The sequence below is a fragment of the Shewanella sp. VK101 genome (genome assembly GCF_056497865.1).
This window is the reverse complement of record NZ_CM151402.1, coordinates 4,637,345-4,657,604: the sequence shown is the minus strand read 5'-3', so window position 1 is coordinate 4,657,604 and position 20,260 is coordinate 4,637,345. Positions and strand designations below refer to the sequence as shown.

17 protein-coding genes and 1 pseudogene are annotated in these 20,260 nt (G+C 54.4%); 12 read left to right on the top strand and 6 right to left on the bottom strand.

Annotated elements, in window-relative coordinates; genetic code table 11:
• The first annotated feature begins 20 nt into the window (after positions 1-20).
• Together ACSHSR_RS20685 and ACSHSR_RS20680 are read left to right on the top strand one after the other, a co-directional pair.
• Entirely contained in the window at positions 21-725 is a 705-nt protein-coding gene (locus ACSHSR_RS20685) for a hypothetical protein (RefSeq protein WP_025888906.1), read from the top strand.
• A 43-nt stretch (positions 726-768) separates the two neighbouring features.
• Entirely contained in the window at positions 769-2,181 is a 1,413-nt protein-coding gene (locus tag ACSHSR_RS20680; RefSeq protein WP_335922338.1) for a tetratricopeptide repeat protein, read from the top strand.
• Here ACSHSR_RS20680 and ACSHSR_RS20675 read toward each other — a convergent pair.
• Positions 2,178-2,477: a hypothetical protein gene (locus tag ACSHSR_RS20675; protein WP_025010750.1), complete on the bottom strand. Its 300-nt coding sequence runs from the start codon at positions 2,475-2,477 to the stop codon at positions 2,178-2,180. The two genes, ACSHSR_RS20680 and ACSHSR_RS20675, sit on opposite strands and share 4 nt — an antisense overlap.
• 326 nt (positions 2,478-2,803) lie before the next feature.
• On the opposite strand from ACSHSR_RS20675, the gene ACSHSR_RS20670 reads away from it, so the two are divergent.
• Positions 2,804-4,675 (top strand): methyl-accepting chemotaxis protein, encoded by a 1,872-nt coding sequence (locus ACSHSR_RS20670; protein WP_117200196.1) that lies wholly within the window; start codon positions 2,804-2,806, stop codon positions 4,673-4,675.
• A gap of 24 nt (positions 4,676-4,699) precedes the next feature.
• Here ACSHSR_RS20670 and ACSHSR_RS20665 read toward each other — a convergent pair whose 3' ends face one another.
• Entirely contained in the window at positions 4,700-5,659 is a 960-nt protein-coding gene (locus ACSHSR_RS20665; RefSeq protein WP_025888907.1) for a LysR family transcriptional regulator, read from the bottom strand.
• Positions 5,660-5,772: 113 nt separating this feature from the next.
• Between ACSHSR_RS20665 and ACSHSR_RS20660 the strand changes: the two genes are divergently transcribed.
• Positions 5,773-6,981, top strand: coding sequence for a multidrug effflux MFS transporter (locus ACSHSR_RS20660; RefSeq protein WP_208143312.1), 1,209 nt, complete (start codon positions 5,773-5,775; stop codon positions 6,979-6,981).
• 182 nt (positions 6,982-7,163) lie between these two features.
• Positions 7,164-7,754 (top strand): tRNA-uridine aminocarboxypropyltransferase, encoded by a 591-nt coding sequence (locus ACSHSR_RS20655; RefSeq protein ID WP_025010752.1) that lies wholly within the window; start codon positions 7,164-7,166, stop codon positions 7,752-7,754.
• Between the two features lie 167 nt (positions 7,755-7,921).
• Here the strand turns inward: ACSHSR_RS20655 and ACSHSR_RS20650 are convergent, their stop codons facing one another.
• Positions 7,922-10,024, bottom strand: coding sequence for a putative bifunctional diguanylate cyclase/phosphodiesterase (locus tag ACSHSR_RS20650; protein ID WP_071238005.1), 2,103 nt, complete (start codon positions 10,022-10,024; stop codon positions 7,922-7,924).
• 212 nt (positions 10,025-10,236) lie between these two features.
• Here ACSHSR_RS20650 and ACSHSR_RS20645 point away from each other — a divergent pair, with 212 nt between their 5' ends.
• From ACSHSR_RS20645 to ACSHSR_RS20630, 4 genes are all read left to right on the top strand, one after another.
• The gene (locus ACSHSR_RS20645) at positions 10,237-10,590 is read left to right on the top strand and encodes a hypothetical protein (protein ID WP_479631110.1); all 354 of its coding nucleotides are present in this window, start codon (positions 10,237-10,239) and stop codon (positions 10,588-10,590) included.
• Positions 10,591-10,662: 72 nt separating this feature from the next.
• Positions 10,663-11,961 (top strand): amidohydrolase, encoded by a 1,299-nt coding sequence (locus ACSHSR_RS20640; protein WP_479631109.1) that lies wholly within the window; start codon positions 10,663-10,665, stop codon positions 11,959-11,961.
• 127 nt (positions 11,962-12,088) lie between these two features.
• Positions 12,089-13,417: a M16 family metallopeptidase gene (locus ACSHSR_RS20635; RefSeq protein WP_039036029.1), complete on the top strand. Its 1,329-nt coding sequence runs from the start codon at positions 12,089-12,091 to the stop codon at positions 13,415-13,417.
• A 56-nt stretch (positions 13,418-13,473) separates the two neighbouring features.
• Entirely contained in the window at positions 13,474-14,847 is a 1,374-nt protein-coding gene (locus tag ACSHSR_RS20630) for a M16 family metallopeptidase (protein ID WP_479631534.1), read from the top strand.
• 68 nt (positions 14,848-14,915) lie between these two features.
• Here the strand turns inward: ACSHSR_RS20630 and ACSHSR_RS20625 are convergent, their stop codons facing one another.
• Positions 14,916-15,893 carry a hypothetical protein gene (locus ACSHSR_RS20625; protein ID WP_335920334.1) on the bottom strand — a complete coding sequence of 326 codons (978 nt, stop codon included), beginning with the start codon at positions 15,891-15,893 and terminating at the stop codon, positions 14,916-14,918.
• A 291-nt stretch (positions 15,894-16,184) separates the two neighbouring features.
• Here ACSHSR_RS20625 and ACSHSR_RS20620 point away from each other — a divergent pair, with 291 nt between their 5' ends.
• Together ACSHSR_RS20620 and ACSHSR_RS20615 are read left to right on the top strand one after the other, a co-directional pair.
• Positions 16,185-16,748, top strand: a complete 564-nt coding sequence (locus tag ACSHSR_RS20620; RefSeq protein ID WP_129979781.1) for a hypothetical protein — start codon at positions 16,185-16,187, stop codon at positions 16,746-16,748.
• A complete protein-coding gene (locus tag ACSHSR_RS20615) occupies positions 16,705-17,244 on the top strand; it encodes a hypothetical protein (protein ID WP_167715614.1) in 540 nt (179 codons plus the stop codon). Before ACSHSR_RS20620 ends, ACSHSR_RS20615 begins: the two co-directional genes overlap by 44 nt.
• Before the next feature lies 1 nt (position 17,245).
• Here the strand turns inward: ACSHSR_RS20615 and ACSHSR_RS20610 are convergent, their stop codons facing one another.
• The gene (locus ACSHSR_RS20610; RefSeq protein ID WP_025010760.1) at positions 17,246-17,710 is read right to left on the bottom strand and encodes a tRNA (cytidine(34)-2'-O)-methyltransferase; all 465 of its coding nucleotides are present in this window, start codon (positions 17,708-17,710) and stop codon (positions 17,246-17,248) included.
• Between the two features lie 208 nt (positions 17,711-17,918).
• Between ACSHSR_RS20610 and ACSHSR_RS20605 the strand changes: the two are divergent.
• Positions 17,919-18,533: pseudogene (locus ACSHSR_RS20605) on the top strand (ISL3 family transposase); the annotation flags it as partial.
• Between the two features lie 20 nt (positions 18,534-18,553).
• Here the strand turns inward: ACSHSR_RS20605 and exaC are convergent.
• On the bottom strand, positions 18,554-20,074 hold the full coding sequence (exaC, locus tag ACSHSR_RS20600) for an acetaldehyde dehydrogenase ExaC (protein ID WP_071238011.1): 1,521 nt from the start codon (positions 20,072-20,074) through the stop codon (positions 18,554-18,556).
• Between the last annotated feature and the right edge of the window lie 186 nt (positions 20,075-20,260).

The following is a 20,260-nucleotide window of genomic DNA, read 5'->3' as shown; positions in this document are numbered from 1 at the left end:
AACCTTTTTGGGAAAGCTGCATGTCTCTGTCTGCCATCCTGACCGAAGCTTATAACTTCTTCCGTAATCATATCGTTCAGCTGGCGATGCTGACCGTTCCCTTACTGCTGTTGCAGGTGGGTATTCAAATGTGGCTCGGTGCCGAGCTGCTAAATGCCGATCCTGAAAATCCGCAGTTCGGCACTCCTCATATGCTGGCAGTGATCGCCTTGATGGTGATCTTCTCAGTGCTTATCGCGGCGTTGACGCTATTTATGGAGCTGCGTACCGAAGGCATGCAGCCCAGTACTGGCCAGGTGTTGAAATCCAGTCTGGCATTTGTGCCTGGGCTGATGTTGGCCGGAGTGTTCTCCGGAATGGCGATCGCGGCGCCGACCATGATCCTGGCGGCCATAGGGCCTATTTGGATCCTGGGGATGGGGATCAGCCTGTATCTGTTTGCCCGCCTGGCCTTTGTTAACTTTATGGTAGTGGTCGAGCGCATGAGCCCGTTGCAGGCCATCAAGGCCAGTTTTGAGTTCAGTAGCGGGCTCACCGGCACGACAATCTTGGTACTGCTGAGCTATTTTCCGCTGCTGCTCATCGGCAGTGTGCTGTCGCAACTGGGACAGGCTGGTGGTATGCCACTGCAGTTGGTGGTGGATACCTTTGTGGCTTTCATTGGTTTATTCGTCAATGTAGCCTTGTTCCGCCTTTATCGCGTTGCCCGTAAGGGCCGAGCTTGAATCTTCTTTGCTAGCCGCTCAAGCGGCTCTGTGAGGTCAGACTGTGCTGGATGATGTTGCCTTTATAGCCAGTGTGTCGGAAGACTTGGCCCGGGAATACCGGACTGCCAAGCGCTATGTGCAGGACGTGCCAACCCAGGCACTACTGCATGTTCGCAGCTTTGCCCACAAATTGACTGAGCTGTTGGCCGCACCGGCCAAGCTCAGTTTTGACAGCCCCAACCTTTATGATCGTATCGAACAGCTCAATAGCCAGCGGCTGATCGATGTGCGCATCACCCGGGCGCTGCATAGGCTGAGGGCCGATGGCAACCGCGGCGCCCATCCGGAAAAGTTCCACCTCACAGAAACGCAACTGCTGCAACTGGCCAAAAAGGCCATCGACGATCTGTTGAAACTGATGGAACTGGCCTACCCAAGGCTGAAGGGCCGGGAAGCGCCAGAGTACCACTTCGATGACTTTGATCTGCAGGCCGGACGCGAGCTCTGCTATCGGGCCGTGATGGAGGATGATGCTGAGGCGCAATATCTGCTGGGTATGGCGCTCAAGAATCGAGCCCTGATTGCCCGTGGCCAGGAACAGGCCCTGCAAGATAAGGCCGACGAACCGCTCACGGGTGACTCGGCGCGAATGCTGGCCAAGGCGGCACACTGGTTTGCCGAGTCGGCGCCAACTGAACCCAAGGCGTTGTTTGAACACGGAGTGGCCCTTATTCATGGCTACAGTGGTGATGTTGAGCTTGCTACTGGGCAGCAGGCTATTCGCCAAGCCGCTGAGGCCGGCGTGACCGATGCCATGGCGCTCTTGGGCTACTTCTATCTGGTGGGTAGTGGTGAGCTGGCTAAAGATGAAATCGAGGCAGAACGTTTCCTCAGTGCTGCTGCCGCCAACGAACAATCTGAGGCCATGGCCAATCTCGGGGTGCTCTGTTATCAACGCGGCGAGCTGCAACAAGCCTTTGAACACATAACCCGGGCGGCCAGAGCCGGCGATCCCCACGCTCAATACCACCTAGCCCTGATGTTGGCCCGTGGCGAAGGCTGTGAAGCCGACCCAGGTGCCAGTGAACAATGGTTGGCCGAAGCGGCAGAGCAGGGACAACTGGATGCCATGTTGGCGCGGGCGCAGCATATGCTCAACGATGACACCGCATTTGGCTCGGATCTGTCTCAGGCCGAAAGTTATTTAAGACAGGTTATCCGCTATGGCCACAGTGTGACCGCCATGATTGAATTGGCGATAGCCCTGACCGATGGTTGCCTTGGACGTATAGACGTAGTGGAGGCTGTTGCTTGGTTGCGTCTGGCGCGAGAGCGCGCCGATGAGCGTGAACTGGAGGTGATAGGCCCCTTGTGGCAGTCACTGCAACAACAGGTTGAGAATGTATTGCAGCTGAGCCAATCGGCAGATGAGCGGCGTGCCCTGAAACGGGCACAGGAACTGCTCGCCGATTAGTCCGGTTCGTGCTCTATGATACGGCCCCTTGGGCTCAAGCCTGAATCCCGGCACAGGTTGGGATCCAGGTCGTAGAGATCTCTTTGTCTGCCTCTTTGGCGGCATTGGTGAATGCTGGCCAACTGGCGTTTCAAATAGCTGCGGCCAAACAGGCTCAAACACAGGAGTGTAGTTGCCGCCAGGATCAACACCAGGGGCATAAGCAAGAGTGCCAGGCTAAAGGCACTGAGACTCAGCAATGCTCCCGCCAAGGTTCTGGGATTGAGTGGCTGACTCTGCGCAAATTGTCGGTACATCTTTCTTCCTCCGGTCTTTGCTTGGGTCCAAGTGTGACCCCATCCCTGGCTCAGGTCACGTTAAATCTGCTTCATTATTCATCATGTTTAATACGACTTTATTAAGAAAGCGTTAAGAGGCAGGAGTTCCCCGAATAAATAATTATTCATCAACTGTGGTTTAAAACCCAAAAGTCAGAGTTTTTGTTGCAATTTTGACCTGTTTTTCAACTAATTGTGAACTATCACTCAGTCAAATCAGCAGAATATGCGATCATTTCGACAAAGCTGTAGGTCGCTACTCCGATGGTTGTCGGCCTTTTCTCAAATATCGGACTCCGCTGAAGATGAAACTCCGCTCATTGAAACACAAGTTGCTGGTGTGTGTGGTACTGGCATTGACTCTGGTTGTGGCTCTGCTTTCCTGGCAAAGCTACAGCACTCAAAAAACACAACTGTTGCAAGCCAGCCAGCAAGAGTTAAAGCGTATTGGTGATATGCAGGCACAGCGTGTCACCGAGTGGTTGGCGATTCGCACCAACGTGGTTTCATCCTTGCAGGAATACATAAGTGATGACTTTGTGCCTGCACTGCAGCAGGCCCGGGCGGCCGGCAAGCTGGAGTCTGTCTACTTCGGTGGCAGTGACGGCAAAATGCAGGATGCCGATCCCAGCGTGGACAACAGTCATTACGACCCCCGCAGCCGTCCCTGGTACCAGGATGCCATGGCCAAAGGCCGGGCCATTATCACCAAACCCTATATCGACAGCGGCTATGGTATTCAGGTGGTCTCTTTGGCGCAGCCAACCGCCAAAGGGGTGATAGGTGGTGACTTGGCAATTGATACTCTGGTGGCCGAGGTTAACAGCATGGCGATCCCGGCCGCGGGTTTTGCCATCATGATGCATAACGACGGTACCGTAATCGCTTATAAGGATGGCAGCAAGGCGATGCGTCCGGTTGCCGAAATTGATGATGATCTCGGTGCGGGCATTCTGGCCAACATTCAAAAAACGGCGCAGTTGCAATCCCTGTATTTTGATGCCGATGGTCGGGACAAACTTGTTTGGGCAACGGCCATCCCGGATACCGACTGGCAGCTCTTGCTGCTGCTGGATAAGGCAACGCTTGAAGCACCGCTCGGCAAATTGCTTTGGACCCAGGTTGGCTTGGCGGCGCTTGTGCTGCTGGTGAGCACGGCGGCTATCTCTTGGTTTCTCGGACTCTTGTTGGCTCCGCTTGGGCGGGTATCCCAGGCGCTGGCACGGATTGCCGACGGCAATGGCGATCTGACCCAAAGGATCACTGTCGACAGCAATGATGAAGTGGCCGAGCTGGCCGACAACTTTAACCGCTTTGTCTCGGCCCAGCATCAACTGATAAGCCATATACGTCAGTTGGCGGCCGAACTGGATCTGGATGCCGAGCGGGGGTTGAATACCACCCAGAGCTCGGTTGTTGAGCTGCAAAGGCAGCAGCAGGAAGTAACCATGGTGGCTACCGCAGTTACCGAGATGGCCAGTGCCACCCAGGAGATTGCTGCCAACGCCGAGTTGACCGCTACTGCAGCGCAGCAATCTTCCTGCAGCTCTCAGCAGGGTAAGAGTCTGGTACTGCAGACCCGAAACTCAATACATTCATTGGCCGAGGAAGTAGGCCAAACCACCGAAGTGATCAATGAGCTCAATCGTCATGCCCAGGCTATCAGCGGTATTCTCACCGCAATTCAAGGGGTGGCCGAACAGACCAATCTGTTGGCGTTGAACGCCGCCATCGAGGCTGCCCGTGCCGGTGAACAAGGGCGCGGTTTTGCCGTGGTGGCCGATGAAGTGAGGGTTCTGTCTCAGCGTACTCAGGATTCGGCTTCCGAAATCCACGACACCATAGAGGCATTGCAGCAAACCACTGCCAGGGCGGTAGCCTCCATGGAAAACAGCCGCCAGATGGCAGGCCGCAGTGTCGGCGATGCCGAAGAGGCCAGTAAGGCGCTGGAAGAGATAGCCGTTGCTGTGGCGCAGATATCCGATATGGCCGGGCAGATAGCCACGGCGGCGGAAGAGCAGACTCAGGTAACGGGGGAGATTACCCAAAACACCACGGCCATCAAGGACGTTACCGATGAGATCACCTCCACCGCCATGGACGACCTTGAGCACGCCAAGGCGCTCAAGGTGCGTGCGACCGACCTCAATGCCAAGGTAGCGACCTTCGTGCTCTAATCATATTTAACTCAAGACCGCTGTTCAGGCGGTCTTTTTACTGCTCATGCTGTCACCTATCAGCTGTCGCATCCAGCGGTGGCCGGGGTCGTCGTTATTGCGCTCATGCCAGAGCAACACATAAGCCATGGGCATAAAGTCTATCGGCAGTGGCAATTGCTGCAGCGAGTAAAGCTTGCAGGCGTGCAGTGCAAAACTGGAGGGCAGGGTAAACACCAAGTCACTGTGAGCACAAATACTGGCAGCACCGTAGAAGTCCGGCACTGTAGCACTGAGGCGGCGATGATGACCGAGGTCCGCCAGAAAGTAGTCCAGTGCCCACCAATCATTACCCTCACAACGCACCTGTACATGGGGTAGCGCCAAGTAGGCTGCCAGATCCCAGACCTTGTTCTTTTGAGCTTGAAGCGCCGGGTGCCCTTCGCGCACCAGACACACTTGATGATCCTGAAACAGAGTTTGGTACAGGATCCCTTCCGGCAACTGGCTGAAGTGAAAGCTGGAGCTGGGCTGCAGATCCCTTCCCGAAATTCCCAAATCTATCTGCCCCTGCTGCAGTGCCTGCATGGATTTTTCGGTCCAGACATAGGAGTCGAGCCTGACATTAGGGGCGTTGCTGAGCAAGCGACCGATAAAACTGGGCAGCAGAGTTTCATAGGCGCTTTCTACCATGGTGAGCGAAAACTGCCGGTTGCTGCTGGCCGGGGTAAACACGGGAGGTTGGGTCAGTTGATGCAGACTCTGTAAGGCGATAGGCAGATGTTGCGCTAACTGTTCGGCGTGAGCCGTCGGCTTGAGGCCGTGGGCGGTGCGCTGAAACAGAGGATCGCCCAACATGTCGCGCAGGCGGTTGAGGCTCTTGCTCAATGCAGATTGACTCAGGTGCAGCCGATTGGCGGCGCGGGTCACGCTGCGCTCTTCCAGCAGCACCTGCAACATGACCAACAGGTTGAGGTCGATACGGGCCAGATTATCCAGATTCACCCTGATATTCCTCAGAGGAAATTATGTTGTGAGATTATATCATTTCTTTTCATACCACCAGTTCATTAGAATGTGCCCCATCTCAGTTTTCACTCAGGATTGAACGACAACCTATGGCAAAAAACCTCCTGCCTATACTGATGGCCATGGTGCTGTTAAGCCCACTGGCTATCGATATCTACTTGCCCTCTTTGCCGACTATGGCGATTGAATATGGCGTCAGTGCCGGCGAAGTCCAGTCTACTCTGGTGCTTTTCCTGTTCGCCATGGGGGTAGGGCAGATCCTCATAGGCCCTTTGGCTGACAGATTTGGCCGCAGGCCTGTGGCATTGGGGGGGATTTCTCTCTATGTGCTTAGTGCGCTGTTGGCTGTGGTTGCCATGGAGTTCGAATGGTTACAGATTGCCAGGGTATTGCAGGGGTTGGCAGCTTGCTCCACTTCTATCGTCGTCTTCAGTGCAGTGCGTGACTGTTACGCACCGGCTGAAAGTTCTCGTATCTACAGCTATCTCAACGGTGCGATTTGCGTCATCCCCGCACTGGCACCAACGCTTGGCGGTGTGATGGCGATGCAATTCGGTTGGCGTTCAACCTTTGGACTGATGGCTGTTTACGGCTTGGTGATCCTGCTGCTGGTGAGTATGCGTTTTCCAGAAACCCGGCCGCAGAATACCGTCAGCAGTGGGCCGCTGTACCGCTGGGGTCGCTATCAGCCTGTATTGGCCGAACGCCACTTCCTGTTTTATGCCTTCTGTTGCATGGCCGGTATGGCCTCAATATTGAGCTATGTTTCCTACGCACCTGTGTGGCTGATTGATCATTTGGGTATGTCAGAGCTGGCATTCAGTGGCCTGTTTGGACTCAACGCCTTGGTGAACATTATTGCCTGCTTTGCCGCCCCCATGGTCACCAAACGCCTTGGAAATCGCGCGACCGTTGTGTTTTCGCTCTGGTTGCTGCTGGCTTCTGCCGCGATGCAACCTGTGCTGCAGATCTATGGCCCTCAACAAGGTATGGCTGCCGCCATGAGCTTTATGTTGCCCATGATGTTGCTGTGTGTCGGATTCGCCTTCCTGTTGGGTCCGGCAACCAGTATGGCGTTGGCGGCCTTCGGAGAGCGTGCCGGTACTGCGGCAGCCTTGCTCGGTTGTATTCAGATGAGCGGCGCCTCTTTACTGGCCGGTTTGGTGCAGCAAACCGACCTCAGTGCGCCATTCGCCGTGACCCTGGTGATGGGCAGCCTGTCTATGGTGCTGCTGCTGATCATGGCCCAGCGTCGTTTCAATGCCTGGCATCAGGAGCAGCAGTTTGCGCATCACTGAGTTTTAACAGATTTAAGCATCACCCTTGGCCCGTTGCAGTTGACCGCTGCCGCGGGCATTTTTTTAGAGCCCGGATGGTGCATGGGGGCAATGCCGGTTGCTGGCAGGGGTTGTGTTACCATAGCTGGCGCTGTGGTAGGTCCGCAGTCTTAAAAGTGTTGAATCTCTGATAGAGAAGACCTATGTCGCGCCCTTACTGTGAACAATGTGGTTACCCGCAAACGGCCTGTGTTTGCGGGGCCGTGTCTGCTATATCTCCACGCAGCCGGCTGTTGGTATTGCAGCATCCCTCCGAGGTGGAACATGCCAAGAACAGCGTGCGTTTATTGCAGTTGGCTGTGCCGAGCACCAGAGTGGTAGTGGGCGAAACCGAGGCGGACTTTGCCGAGCTGAGAGCCGAACTGACAAGGAATAGCATGCCGACTTTCTTACTCTATCCCTCTGATGAGAGTCAGCTATTACAGGCGGCTGAATCATCTGAAGCGGTACGGCTTATCCTGCTGGATGGCACCTGGCGTAAGACCTTGAAAATGTATCGACTTAACCCTTGGTTACAGGCCTTGCCCCAAAAGCATTTGTCACTGACGGCGCCGACAGCGTATCGCATTCGCAAGGCCAGCCGCAGCGATAGCCTGTCGACACTCGAGGCGGCAGCAGCGGCCCTGTCTCAGTTGGAGCCTGGGCTGGATGTGGCGCCTATGCATGGGTTACTGGCTGAGCTGGTGGCGCAGCGGCTGCGACGGATGCCGGCCAAGGTGCGGGAGCGGTATTGAGTAAGCGGTAGCGAAAATTTCGTGTAGATCACGACATTTATAAGCTAATCCGGTTTTAATTAGCGTACATCATCCCTGATGATGGAGTGGGACTGTCGGCTTACCGCTTTTGCAGGGGAGTGGTAGCAGAATGACTCTGTTGCCGGCAGTCCTGTTCACTCCGCTGACTAAAGCTGAAAATGTGCCAGGGCAAACTGTTCTGGATGCAAGGGATAACCGAAAAAGAACCCCTGTGCCAGCCCGTCACCCATCTGCCGCACCATATCATTTTGATCGGCCGTTTCTATTCCCTCGGCAACAAACTTGAGCTCCAGTGCCTGTGACAGCTGCACTATGGCCTGACACAGACGTTTGCCTTTCTGATGCTCCAGTTGTTCGGCAAATTCACCGGCAATTTTCAACCCATCCAGGGGCAGACTGCCTAAACGGCTCAGTGATGACAGCCCGGTACCGAAATCATCGAGGACGATTCTGACCCCCAGCTCCCTGAGCTGTTTGAGGGTTTGTTTGGCTTGGCGTGGATGGCCCAGCAGTGCCGATTCGGTGATCTCCAAAATCAGTGCTTCGGCGGGAAGCTGATGATGTTGCAGCGCCGATTTTACCTGCTGGTAAAAGTCCAGGTGCTCCAGTTGCAGCGGCGACACGTTGACCGAAATAATAAAGTCGTTGTCCTGTTGCCGCCAAAGCGCCAGTTGCCGGCAGGCTTGCTCCAACACCCAGTTGCCGACAGTGACTATTAGACCGGTTTCTTCCAGCAAAGGCACGAAATCGGCCGCTTCCAGTAGTTCGTGTGGACTCTTGTGCCAGCGCAGCAGTGCTTCGGCGCCGGCCATGCGGTTATCCTTGAGCCTGACTATGGGTTGGTAAAACAGGCTCAGTTGCCCCAGCCCCAAGGCATGACGCAGATCGCCGAGCAATTTGAGTTTATGTTCGGCGGCCTCACTCATGGAGCTGTCATAGAAATTGATATGACTGGCGCTGCGTTTGGCACTGTACATGGCGGTGTCGGCCTGGCTCAGCAGCTCGGAGGGATCTATCTCCCGGTCGCCAAACAGGCTGATACCTATACTGGTACCCAGGTAGAATTTCTGTCCTTCCAACTCAAACGGCGTCTCGAACAGGGCCAATATCTGCTGCGCGAAACGGTAGATATCTTCTCTGTCGCGGCAATGCTGTAACACCAAGGTAAATTCATCACCGCCCATGCGGGCGATGTCGGCTCTCTCTATGCAACCGGCTTCCAGCCTGGCGGCGACCAATTGCAGTATTCTGTCACCCATGGAGTGGCCAAAGCTGTCGTTGACATGTTTGAAGCCGTTGAGGTCGAGAAACATCAAGGCACCTGTGGTTGGTTTTCCTTGGTTGGCTGCTTCGCGACTGGCGCTGAGGGCCTGGCGCAGTTTGCGCTTCATATGACGACGATTGGGAAGTCCGGTGAGCATGTCGAACATGGCTTGTTCTGTCAGGCGAGACTCCAGTTGCTTGCGCTCGCTGATATCGCTGAAGATGGTGACCAGATAACAACCGGATTCGGTCTGCAACCTGCGACTGCTCTGCCAGGCGGGAAAGTGACTGCCATCGACTCGGGTATGGCTGACCTCGCCCTGCCAGAAGTCCCGCTGCGCCAAGGCGGCGCGGCATTCTCTCTGTTTGGGGTCGTTTGCGGTTTCGAGGATCTGCAGTTGCTGGCCTATCAATTGTGCCTGGCTGAAACCGCAAAGGCGGCAGAGGGCCCGATTGACTGCGAGGATTTTGCCCGAGGTATCACTGATGACTACGGCTTCGGCACTTTCTTCAAGAATGCCCGCCAATACGCTGCGGGGCAGCAAGCCAAATACGTCCTGAGCTTCACCTCTGGGGCCCAGGCGACGATCCAAGGCTTCGAAACGCACCAAGATCATCCTGTTACTGTCTATTCTGACGGGTTCCAGGTAGAGGCGGGTTGGCAGTTCTTTGCCGTGGCGATTGAGATGCAGCCACTCCTGCACCTGGGACTTAGCCGTAGCGGCCTGCAGTAGTTTTTTCGCCAACTCTATGCTGCTCTGGCCGCCCAATTGCAGTCTGGGGGCAAAGTCATAGAGAGTGGCATCGAGAATTTCCTGGTGGACACAGGCGAAGTAATCCAGCGCGGCCTGGTTGGCTGCGAAAATTTTACTCCCTCTGAACAGTGCCAGAGGTGTCGAGTGTGGATCGCTGCGCCAGAGTTGCAACTGGGGGCCAAGCTTTGTGTCAGCCACCAGACTCTGCAGCAGTTGTGTCCATCGGATCATCCAGGATACTCCCTTGTCGTTCTCCCGCTGAGAACCACTTCCCTTTGTCAATACTTCAATCCTTTGGTTTTAAAACTAAACAGATCTACTCTGTGGCTCAATCAAAATTTCGTTTTGTTGCTAAAAATGTTCATTATCGGTCAAACTGGTGAAAAAATGTGTGATAGTCCTTGGAAGATGGATTTTTGTTCTCTCTCATGCAGGAGTGAATTATGGCGAGATTAATACTGTTACTGAGCTGGCTGCTGGCCTTTGGCGTGAGTGCGGCCGATTTGACTCAATTGAGTGAAAAAGCCAGTGAAGATGCCCGGCGTCTGGAGCAGGAACAACTGGAAAAAGCCAGGGCCGCAGCCAAGGAAACTGCCGAGCGGGAACAGAAGGTGCTCAAACGCCAGCAATCCGGTGAATGGCAGGAGGAGCAAAGGCTAAAAGCCAGAAAACAGTTTGATGAGAGGGTGCAGCGGGAACAGAAATACTTGCAGGAAGCCAAAGAGGCGGCGGCCAAAGAGCGCAAGATCGAAGAGCCCAAGATGAAGAAGCTGAAACAGAAGCAGATAGAACCTTAAGCCAGAGCTGTATTTCAGCCCCCAAGTTAAAGTGCTTGCCGTCCAAACCATTCAGACTAACAGGGAATTGTTATGAAATCTTTTGTCTCGGGACTGAGCCTGGCTCCCGCCTGGTTGTTGCCATTTGCCGTATTCGCAGCCGACCCTACTGTGCTGGCGCAGCAGCAAGCCGCCAAGTTGGAGCCAAAAGTGATTGAATGGCGGCGGGATCTGCATAGGCACCCTGAGTTGTCCAACCGTGAGTTTCGCACGGCCGCCAAGGTCAGTGAGCACCTGCAATCTTTGGGATTGGAAGTACAGACTGGAGTGGCTCATACCGGTGTCGTTGCCTTGCTCAAGGGCGATTATCCCGGGCCCTTGATCGCTCTTCGGGCCGACATGGACGCCTTACCTGTTACTGAAGCTGTGGATCTTCCCTTTGCCTCCAAGGTTAAGGCCGACTACCGTGGGCAAGAGGTGGGTGTCATGCATGCCTGTGGTCACGATACCCACGTGGCTATCTTGATGGGGGTGGCCGAAGCCCTGAGCAACTTGCGATCTCAGCTTCATGGTGAGGTGATGTTTATTTTCCAACCGGCGGAGGAGGGAGCGCCTGAAGGGGAAGAAGGCGGCGCCGAGTTGATGCTGAAGCAGGGGCTGTTTGCCGCCAAACCTGAACGTGTTTTTGGGCTGCATGTAACCTCGAATCTCCCAACAGGCATGATAGGGCTCAGGGGCGGGCCAACCATGGCCAGTGAAGACTCTTTCAGTATCCAGGTTAAAGGACGTCAAACCCATGGCTCCCGCCCCTGGAATGGCGCCGACCCCATAGTGGCCGCGGCACAAATTGTCAGTGCCTCGCAAACTATTATCAGCCGCCGCACTGATTTGACTGCCGGCCCCGCAGTATTGAGCTTTGGTGCCATCAACGGCGGGATACGTTCGAATATCATTCCCGATGAGGTTGAGCTTATCGGCACCATCAGAACCTTTGATCAGCCGAGCCGGGCCAATATCAAACAGCAACTGAGCAAGACCGCCGAATTGATAGCGCAAGCCAATGGCACTGAGGCGAAGACAGAGATAGTCCAAGGCTATCCTGTGCTGGTGAACAGTGCTGAATTGGTGGCCGAAGTCAGGCCCTTGCTGGAGCAAGTGGTCGGCAAGGAGAGGCTGGTGGAACCCGGGCTTATCACAGGGGCTGAGGACTTTGCTTTCTACGCGCAAGAAACCCCGGGGGTTTTCTTCTTTCTTGGGGTAACTCCTGAGGGGACTGACCCGGCAACGGCGGCCAGCAATCACTCCCCCTATTTCTATGCCGATGAAGCAGCGTTCAAGACGGGGGTAGAGGCGTTGACCACACTGGCACTCACCAGCTTAAGCGGCAAATAAACCGTACGGGATAAAGCATTTTGCTTACAAAATCTGACAATTCCGTATCACTTGTTACTTGATTTACAGTGCTTTTTTACCCGATATTGGATCTTTTGAAATCAGCAATCAGCCAAGGAGCGACCCAATGAAGCGTACGCTGACCGCCCTGCTGATGTCAGCCAGCCTTCTTGGTGCGGCGACAACACAGGCGACCACGGCCGAAGATATTCAGAGTTTTACCCTGAATAACGGCATGAAAATCATGGTATTGGAGGATTCATCCATTCCCAATGCCAACATGTATCTGTTTTGGAAGGTGGGTTCACGCAACGAGGTGCCCGGGATCACAGGGATCTCCCACTTCTTCGAGCATATGATGTTCAATGGCTCCAAGAAATACGGCCCTAAGATGTTTGACCGCACCATGGAAGCGGCCGGTGGCGCCAACAACGCCTACACTACTGAAAACGTGACCGTTTATACCGACTGGTTCCCTTCCAATGCTCTGGAAACCATTTTTGATCTGGAAGCCGATCGGATTGCGGCGTTGGATATCAATGCCGAGATGGTAGAGAGTGAGCGCGGCGTAGTTGCCTCCGAGCGTACCACAGGGCTGGAAAACTCCAACTGGCGTACCCTGCAGGAAGAGGTAAAAGGTGTGGCCTTCAGGGCGCATCCCTATAGCTGGTCTGTGATTGGCCATGAATCTGATATTGCGGCCTGGACCTTGGAAGATCTGGTGCAGTATCACAAGACCTACTATGCCCCCAACAATGCGGTTGTGGTGATTGCCGGTGACGTTAAGCTGGCCGAGGTCAAGCGTCTGGCCCAGCGTTACTTTGGCCCTATCCCGGCGCAAGAGCCACCCAAGGCGGTGAAGACAGTCGAGCCGCTGCAAAAAGGGGAACGACGGGTCTTCGTCAAGAAGGAGTCTGTCAGCACGCCCAATATCATGCTGGCCTATCACGTACCGGCCACCACCAATAAAGACTATTACGCGCTGGATCTGCTGACCTCGATTCTGAGTGAAGGCAACAGCTCGCGCCTCTACAAGGCTTTGGTGGACAAGCAGTTGGCGATTGCCGCCGAGACTTATATGCCCATGTCTTTTGACCCCAACCTGTTGTACATCCTTGGGGTGGCGGCCCCAGGTGTCAGCGCCACCACTCTGGAGCAGGCATTGATCGAAGAGGTCAACCGTATTGCCCGTGACGGCATTAAGGTTGAAGAGTTGGAAAAAGCAAAAAATATCAAGCTGATGGATTTCTATCGCAGTATGGAAACCATCAATGGCAAGGCCAATACCCTGGGCACCTACGAACTTTATTTCGGTAGCTTCGACAAGCTGTTCCAGGCGCCGGATGCCTATAACCAGGTCACAGTGGCCGACATTCAAAGGGTGGCAGAAACATACCTGCGCCGTGCCAACCGCACTGTGGGGGTACTGGCTGCACAAGAGGAGGCGGATCAATGAGCAAGGTTTTTTCTCTCAAGGCCTCTCTGGGCGCCATGGCCATTGCCGCAGCTTTGATGGTTTCTGGTTGTCAGTCTACCCAGGTGAAGGTGAGCCAGGATACCGGCCACTTTGTACTGCCAGCATATGAAAGAGTCACTCTGGATAACGGCCTGACGCTGATGCTGATGCCGCAGAAAGAGGTGCCGCTGATCACCCTAAACGCCGTGGTGAAAGTCGGCAGCGTCAATGACACCACAGCCGGTGTGGCAGAGGTGACGGCTCAGGGCTTGTTGCTCGGCGCCGCCGGTCGCACCAAGGCCAGCATAGAGCAGGAGGTGGACTTTCTCGGTGCCAGTCTGAATGCTGATGCCGGCCGTGAGGGCAGTTACCTCAGCGCCGATTTTATGGCCAAAGATGCCGATACCATGCTGGGATTGTTTGCCGATGTGCTGACCCGTCCCGACTTTGAGGCCACCGAGTTTGATAAACTCAAGAGCCGCAGAGTCGCCGAGCTGGCGCAGGAGAAAGAGAGTCCCAAGTCCGTGATTGGGCGCTACTTCAACAAGTTGGTCTTCGGTCAGCATCCTTATGGCAATGCCACTTCGGGAACCAGTGAGTCAGTGTCCCAGTTGACGGTCAACCAGCTGAGAGCCTTCCACAAGGGCTACTATCAACCGGCCAATACCGCTATCAGCGTGGTGGGCGATTTCGACCCGGCGCAGATGAAGGCCAAGCTGCAAGCGGCATTCGGTCAATGGAGCAACAGTGAATCGCTGCGTGCCGTTGACCTCAAGCAGGGGCTGCCGACCCTGTCTGCCAGCCGAGTCTTGCTGGTGGATAAGTCGGACGCGATAGAGACCACCTTCACCATAGGTGGCCTGGGTGTGACTCAGGATAACCCTGACTATGTGGGCCTGACTGTGGTCAACACCATACTCGGTGGCCGTTTTACCTCCTGGCTCAACGATGAGCTGAGGGTGAATGCCGGTTTAACCTATGGCGCGCGCTCGGGTTTCGTTCCCTATCGTGACTCAGGGGTGTTTATGATCAGTACTTTCACCAAGTCGGCTACTACAGAGGAAGCCATTGACTTGGCACTCAAGACCTACAGCCGCCTGTGGCAGAAAGGGATAGATCAGCAGACTCTGGATTCAGCCAAGGCCTACGTCAAAGGCCAGTTCCCGCCCAAGTTTGAAACCAGTGGCCAGTTGGCTGGCCTGCTGTCAGACATGTACCTGTACGGTTTTGATGAGTCCTATATCAATCAATTCCAGCAACGGGTGGATGGGCTGACTCTGGCGCAGACCAAGCAGTTGGTCGACAACTACTTCCCCAAGGATAAGTTGCAGATGGTGCTGATTGGCAGTGGCGACAAGATAGCCCCGATAGCGGCCAAGTATGGCGAGGTGACCCGGGTCGATATCAAGGATGTCGGTTTCGGCGGTTAACCCGACCAACTGGATCATAAAGCCACCTCAATTGAGGTGGCTTTTTATATCATTCTGCATACGCGCTTTTACTTTGGGGCTTGAACTTCACACAAGTTCAGCCTGCGTTTGTCGTGAACGACAAACAGCTTGTCATCCATAAAGCTGACCTGCGCCTTGGCCGGTTTGATGTCACCGAGACTTTGAACCTGGGTTAGTGCCAGTTCAAAGGAGTTTTGCTCCTCGGCCAGCGGATGACACTCGAAGCGATTGTTGCCCTTGGTTCTTAACCACAGCTGTGGCCCACAATTGCTGAAACGGGCGTTGCCGGGCGCCAGAAGGCGAGACGACTGCAAGAGCAGATCTTTTTCCTGACCACTGCCGAGCATTTTGGAAAGCTTGCCAAAGAGGCTGTCCGGCAGGCCATATCTGTACTCTGCCAATATCGTCTCTTGACTGTCCGCTGCAGACTGCCCCTGACAGAGGCAGAAAATCTGCCTGTCACAGACCTGGATCTCTTCAAGCCAGTGTGGGCTGCCCGGCTTTAAGGCGATGAGCTCAGGTTCGTCCGGCTCCTTGTATCTGTTGACCAAGTGACACTGATCATCCTTGATAAATAACCAGGAAATGGCTCGGCCCTTACGGGTATTGGGGGAACTCATTCGCAGCAGCAGTTGATTGTCATCCAGCGGGCAAAGCTGCAATGGCAGAAAGTGGAAGTGTTGCTGCTCCACTGTCATGGAAAGCACATCCGGATTGGCAAAGGGGTAGTGCTGCGCCTTATCTTCTGTCAGCGAATCCCAGATCCAGAGCCCGGTTTCATCCACCAAGGTGAGTTGTTGATGCCAGAGGCAGACCTGGGGATGCCCCTTAAATTGGGTGAGATCCAGCAGCAAGCTGGGGGAGTCCGCCTCGGTAGGCCAAATGGCCAGCAGCGGCTTACGCTCTGACTCGTCCCACAGCGTCAGCGCCAATAACTGCGGTGCCAGGAAGCGTGCGGCCTCCAGCAACCAGCCTTTGTGGTTGAAATCCCACTCTCTGATGATACGGCTCTTGAGTCTGTGCATGAGATCTCCGGCAATAACAGCATTGGCATTGATTGTCGCAGAAACTGTGCAATAGATCTGCTACGAAAACAGAAATTTATCGGCTTGTTTATCGGGAAACTTTGTTCTGATCCAGGTGCGGTTCGACTGTGGGATTTGGCGGAGTTAAAAAGCTCCCGGGCACTAACGCCCTGGGTACTAACGCATAGTCACGACACCGGGTTGCCGTTTGCCGGCCGTGCCAGGTAAAAGGCAAAAGGCGTTTTATGTCCTAAACTTCTTTATGCCTGCCACTCAGCCACAGAGATCCCCATGACCATGACAGATAACAAGCAGCTCGAAACGCCCACGACTCTGGATTCACTCGATTCGGCCCAATGGCTGCATATTTCGGAAACGGTAAAACTCTTGTTGTTGTCGATAGCTCAGATAGAGTTGACCCTGACTGACGGTGAACACAATGTCACCGGTTTAGGGAGTCTGTTTACCGACATGGCGGAGCAATTGCGTGAGGTGAATGCTTGGTTGGAAACTCAGGAGAATACTCCGGCCGAGATCTGCGATCATGGCCGCCATCTGGCCGGTAAGGTCAATGAAGGCATAGTGGCTTTTCAGTTCTATGATCGCCTGTCACAAAGGCTCAACCATGTGGTGACCGGGCTGGCGCTGACTGAGGAAGTTCTGCGGGATGAGCATAGTCGCACCTCGGAACATGCCTGGAAAATGTTACAGCGTACGATTAAGTCGACATACTCGCTGGACTGTGAACGCAAAATGTTTGATCTTGTGCTGCAGGGAATGCCACTACACGAGGCTTTGAGCCAGTATCAAGATGAACATCTCAAGCAAAACAACAACGATATCGAACTCTTCTGATTTTCTACGCCTGTTTATTATTTCCCTGGCCTTGGCCTGGCAACCCGCCTGGGCCGGCAAGGCCTCCTTTAGCCAATTCTGTGAAGCGCTCAATGGCCATTGGCAGGGGGATGGCGCCCAAAGCGGACAACCCCCGAAGGAGCTCAGCCTGGATGCCATCTGCAGTAAAGACAAGCGTCAGTTGTTACTCAGCGTCAGTGAAGGGGCACGCCATCCCCTGAGTGAAACCTGGTGGTTCAGAGACCAAGACCCCAGCGTGGGGCTCTGGTACTTTGATGGTGTGACCGAAGAACGCTTTCAATCCTTCACTCTTTACCATCAGGGCCGCGGATTTTCCCTGTTGGGTGAAGGGCAGTCCGGCGGACGCCCGGCGTTGATCCAACTGCTATTCGAAGCCGACAATGACGGCTGGCTCTGGCGCCAGAATTTGCACTATCTGGATGAGGACTCGGATAGCTATCAAACCTACAGAGCCATCTCACTGCAACATCGCTGATTTATTTAGCGCCGCTGAAACCCTGTTGACGCCATGCTTCATAGCTGATGATAGCCACTGCGTTGGAAAGGTTCAGGCTGCGGCTGGAGGGCACCATAGGGATCCTCAGTCTGTGCTCTGCAGCAATGCTCTGCAATATTTCCTGAGGCAGGCCGCGGCTCTCTGGGCCAAACAAGAGCACATCACCTTGCCGATACTCGAGCTCAGAATGTGGCCGGCTGCCCTTGGTGGTGCAAGCCAAAATGCGTTTGCCCGCCATGGCTGCGAGAAAGTGCGGGAAATCCGGGTAACGGTTTACTCGGGTCAGATCGCCATAATCCAGCCCGGCCCGGCGCAGTTTTTTCTCTTCCAGATCAAAACCCAAAGGCTCTATCAGGTGTAGCTCGCAGCCGTTGTTGGCGCAGAGACGGATAATGTTGCCGGTATTGGGGGCGATTTCGGGTTCATAGAGGGCGATGTGGAACACGGGTTTACCTTATTGCATGCAGATGCGGGCATTATACCATTCCGCTAAGGAGTGTACTCTCTCAGTGAGAATGCAAAGTCGCTAGAAAGTAAAAAAGCCCCATCGAATATTAGCGTGGACTGGAAATGAAAACGGTTGGAGAGTTATTGTTTAGTCGCCAAACCAAAACAATGACCAACCCCAACCGTTCTCAACATCGAATATTCATGATTGGAGTCGTGTCAAACGCCTGGTCATGGACGAGTTTGCCCTGTTCAAAGGCCATCGTTACGCCACCGTGGTGGCCGATGCGGATACTCATCAAGTCCTCTGGATAGGTGAAGGCCGCAGTAGAGAAGCTATCCGGCCGTTTTTCGTTAAGTTGGGTCAGTACTGCCAACAGATTGAAGCCGTTGCTATGGATATGAATACCGCCTTTGACCTGGAGGTACAGATGCACTGTCCCCAAGCCAAAGTGGTCTACGACTTGTTTCATGTTGTTGCCAAGTATGGCCGTGAAGTCATCGACCGAGTCAGGGTTGACCAGGCTAATCAACTCAAGGAGATGTGGTACTGCACAGATGAAGCCGAAGCCACGGCTCAATGGAACCTTTGGTGGCAACAAGTCAGAGAGAGTGGTATCAGGCCGTTACTCCAATTTGGCCAGCGTCTTAAAAACTATCTTCATGGCATAGTTGCTTCAGCGGTTCATCCGTTGCACACCTGCCGACTGGAAGGGATGAACAACAAAATCAAACTGCTGAAGCGAATGGGCTATGGCTACCGGGATACCGAATACTTCTTTCTGAAAGTCAGAGAGGCGTTCCCCGAAGATCCGAGATGAACTTTTTTACTGTGTTTGGTTTAGAAGAAACCCAAGGGACTGGTGGAGTAACTCACCAGCAGATTCTTGGTATTTTGGTAGTGAGACAGCATCATTTTGTGGGTCTCCCGGCCGATACCTGACTTTTTGTATCCTCCAAAAGCGGCATGTGCCGGGTAGGCATGATAGCAGTTGATCCAGACCCGTCCTGCCTGGATCCCCCGCCCCATCCGCTGTGCCCGATTCATATCCCGGGTCCAGACGCCGGCACCCAAACCGTACTGAGTGTCGTTGGCAATGCTGAGAGCTTCTGCTTCATCTTTGAAGGTGGTTACAGCAACGACTGGGCCAAAGATCTCCTCCTGAAATACCCGCATCCGGTTATGGCCACTGAGTATTGTCGGGGTAACATAATAGCCCTGACTCTGGGAGCCCGGCAGATTGTTGGCCTGACCGCCAAGCAGTACTTTGGCGCCTTCATTGCGGCCAATTTCCAGATAGCTGAGTATTTTATCAAACTGCTCCTGTGACGCTTGAGCGCCGACCTGAGTGTCGGTATCCAGCGGATCTCCCTGTTTGATACTCTGGGCTCTGGCGATGACCCGCTCGATAAACTTGTCGTAGATGGACTCCTGGATCAGTACCCGGCTGGGACAGGTGCAGACTTCACCCTGGTTGAAAAAGGCCAGCAACATGCCTTCGACCGCCTTATCCAGATAATCGTCTTCCTGTTCCAGGACATCGGCGAAATAGATGTTGGGGGATTTCCCGCCCAGCTCCACGGTCGAGGGGATCAGTGACTCGGCGGCGCACTTGAGTATGTGGTAACCCACTTCGGTTGAACCCGTGAAAGCCAACTTGGCGATGCGTTTGCTGGTGGCCAGCGCTTGACCCGCCTCGGCGCCAAAGCCGTTGACGACATTAAGCACCCCGGCAGGCAGCAAATCTTGAATCTGCTCCAGCAGTACCATGATGGAAACCGGTGTCTGCTCCGCCGGCTTGAGTACGATACAGTTGCCGGCCGCCAGTGCCGGGGCTATCTTCCAGGCCGCCATCAAGAGTGGAAAGTTCCAGGGAATGATCTGCCCAACCACGCCCAAAGGTTCGGGAAAGTGATAGCTGACCGTGGTGGCATCAATATCGGCAGCGCTGCCTTCCTGCGCGCGAATACAGCCGGCAAAGTAACGGAAGTGGTCCACCAACAGGGGTAAGTCGGCATTGAGGGTTTCCCTGACCGCCTTACCGTTTTCCCAGGTTTCGGCCACTGCCAGCATCTCCAACCTCTGCTCTACTCGATCGGCAATGCGCAGTAACAGATTGGCCCGTTCGGTGACTGAAGTCTTGCCCCAACTCTCTTTGGCGGCATGGGCCGCATCCAGCGCCAACTCGATATCCCGGGCGTCAGAGCGGGCGGCCTGACAGAAGACTTCGCCGGTGACCGGGGTACGGTTATCAAAGTATTGTCCGCCAACCGGCGCGAGCCACTTTCCACCAATAAAATTGTCGTACTTATCCTTGAACTGCAGCAGGGCACCCTGAGTGCCGGGTTGGGCATAAATCATGGTGAGTTTCCTCGTCTTGTTGAAAGATTTTTCTTGTATTTATCTGTTCGGCCACAGCGGCCTTGGCTCAGGTAAACGCAAAGGCCGGGCCAGTGTGAGCCTGCTTGTTCATTTATTGTGCTAACAGTATGATGAAAAACTAAATTTGCGATTGCTGTATCTTGGCGTGGTGCCGGGTACTCGAGT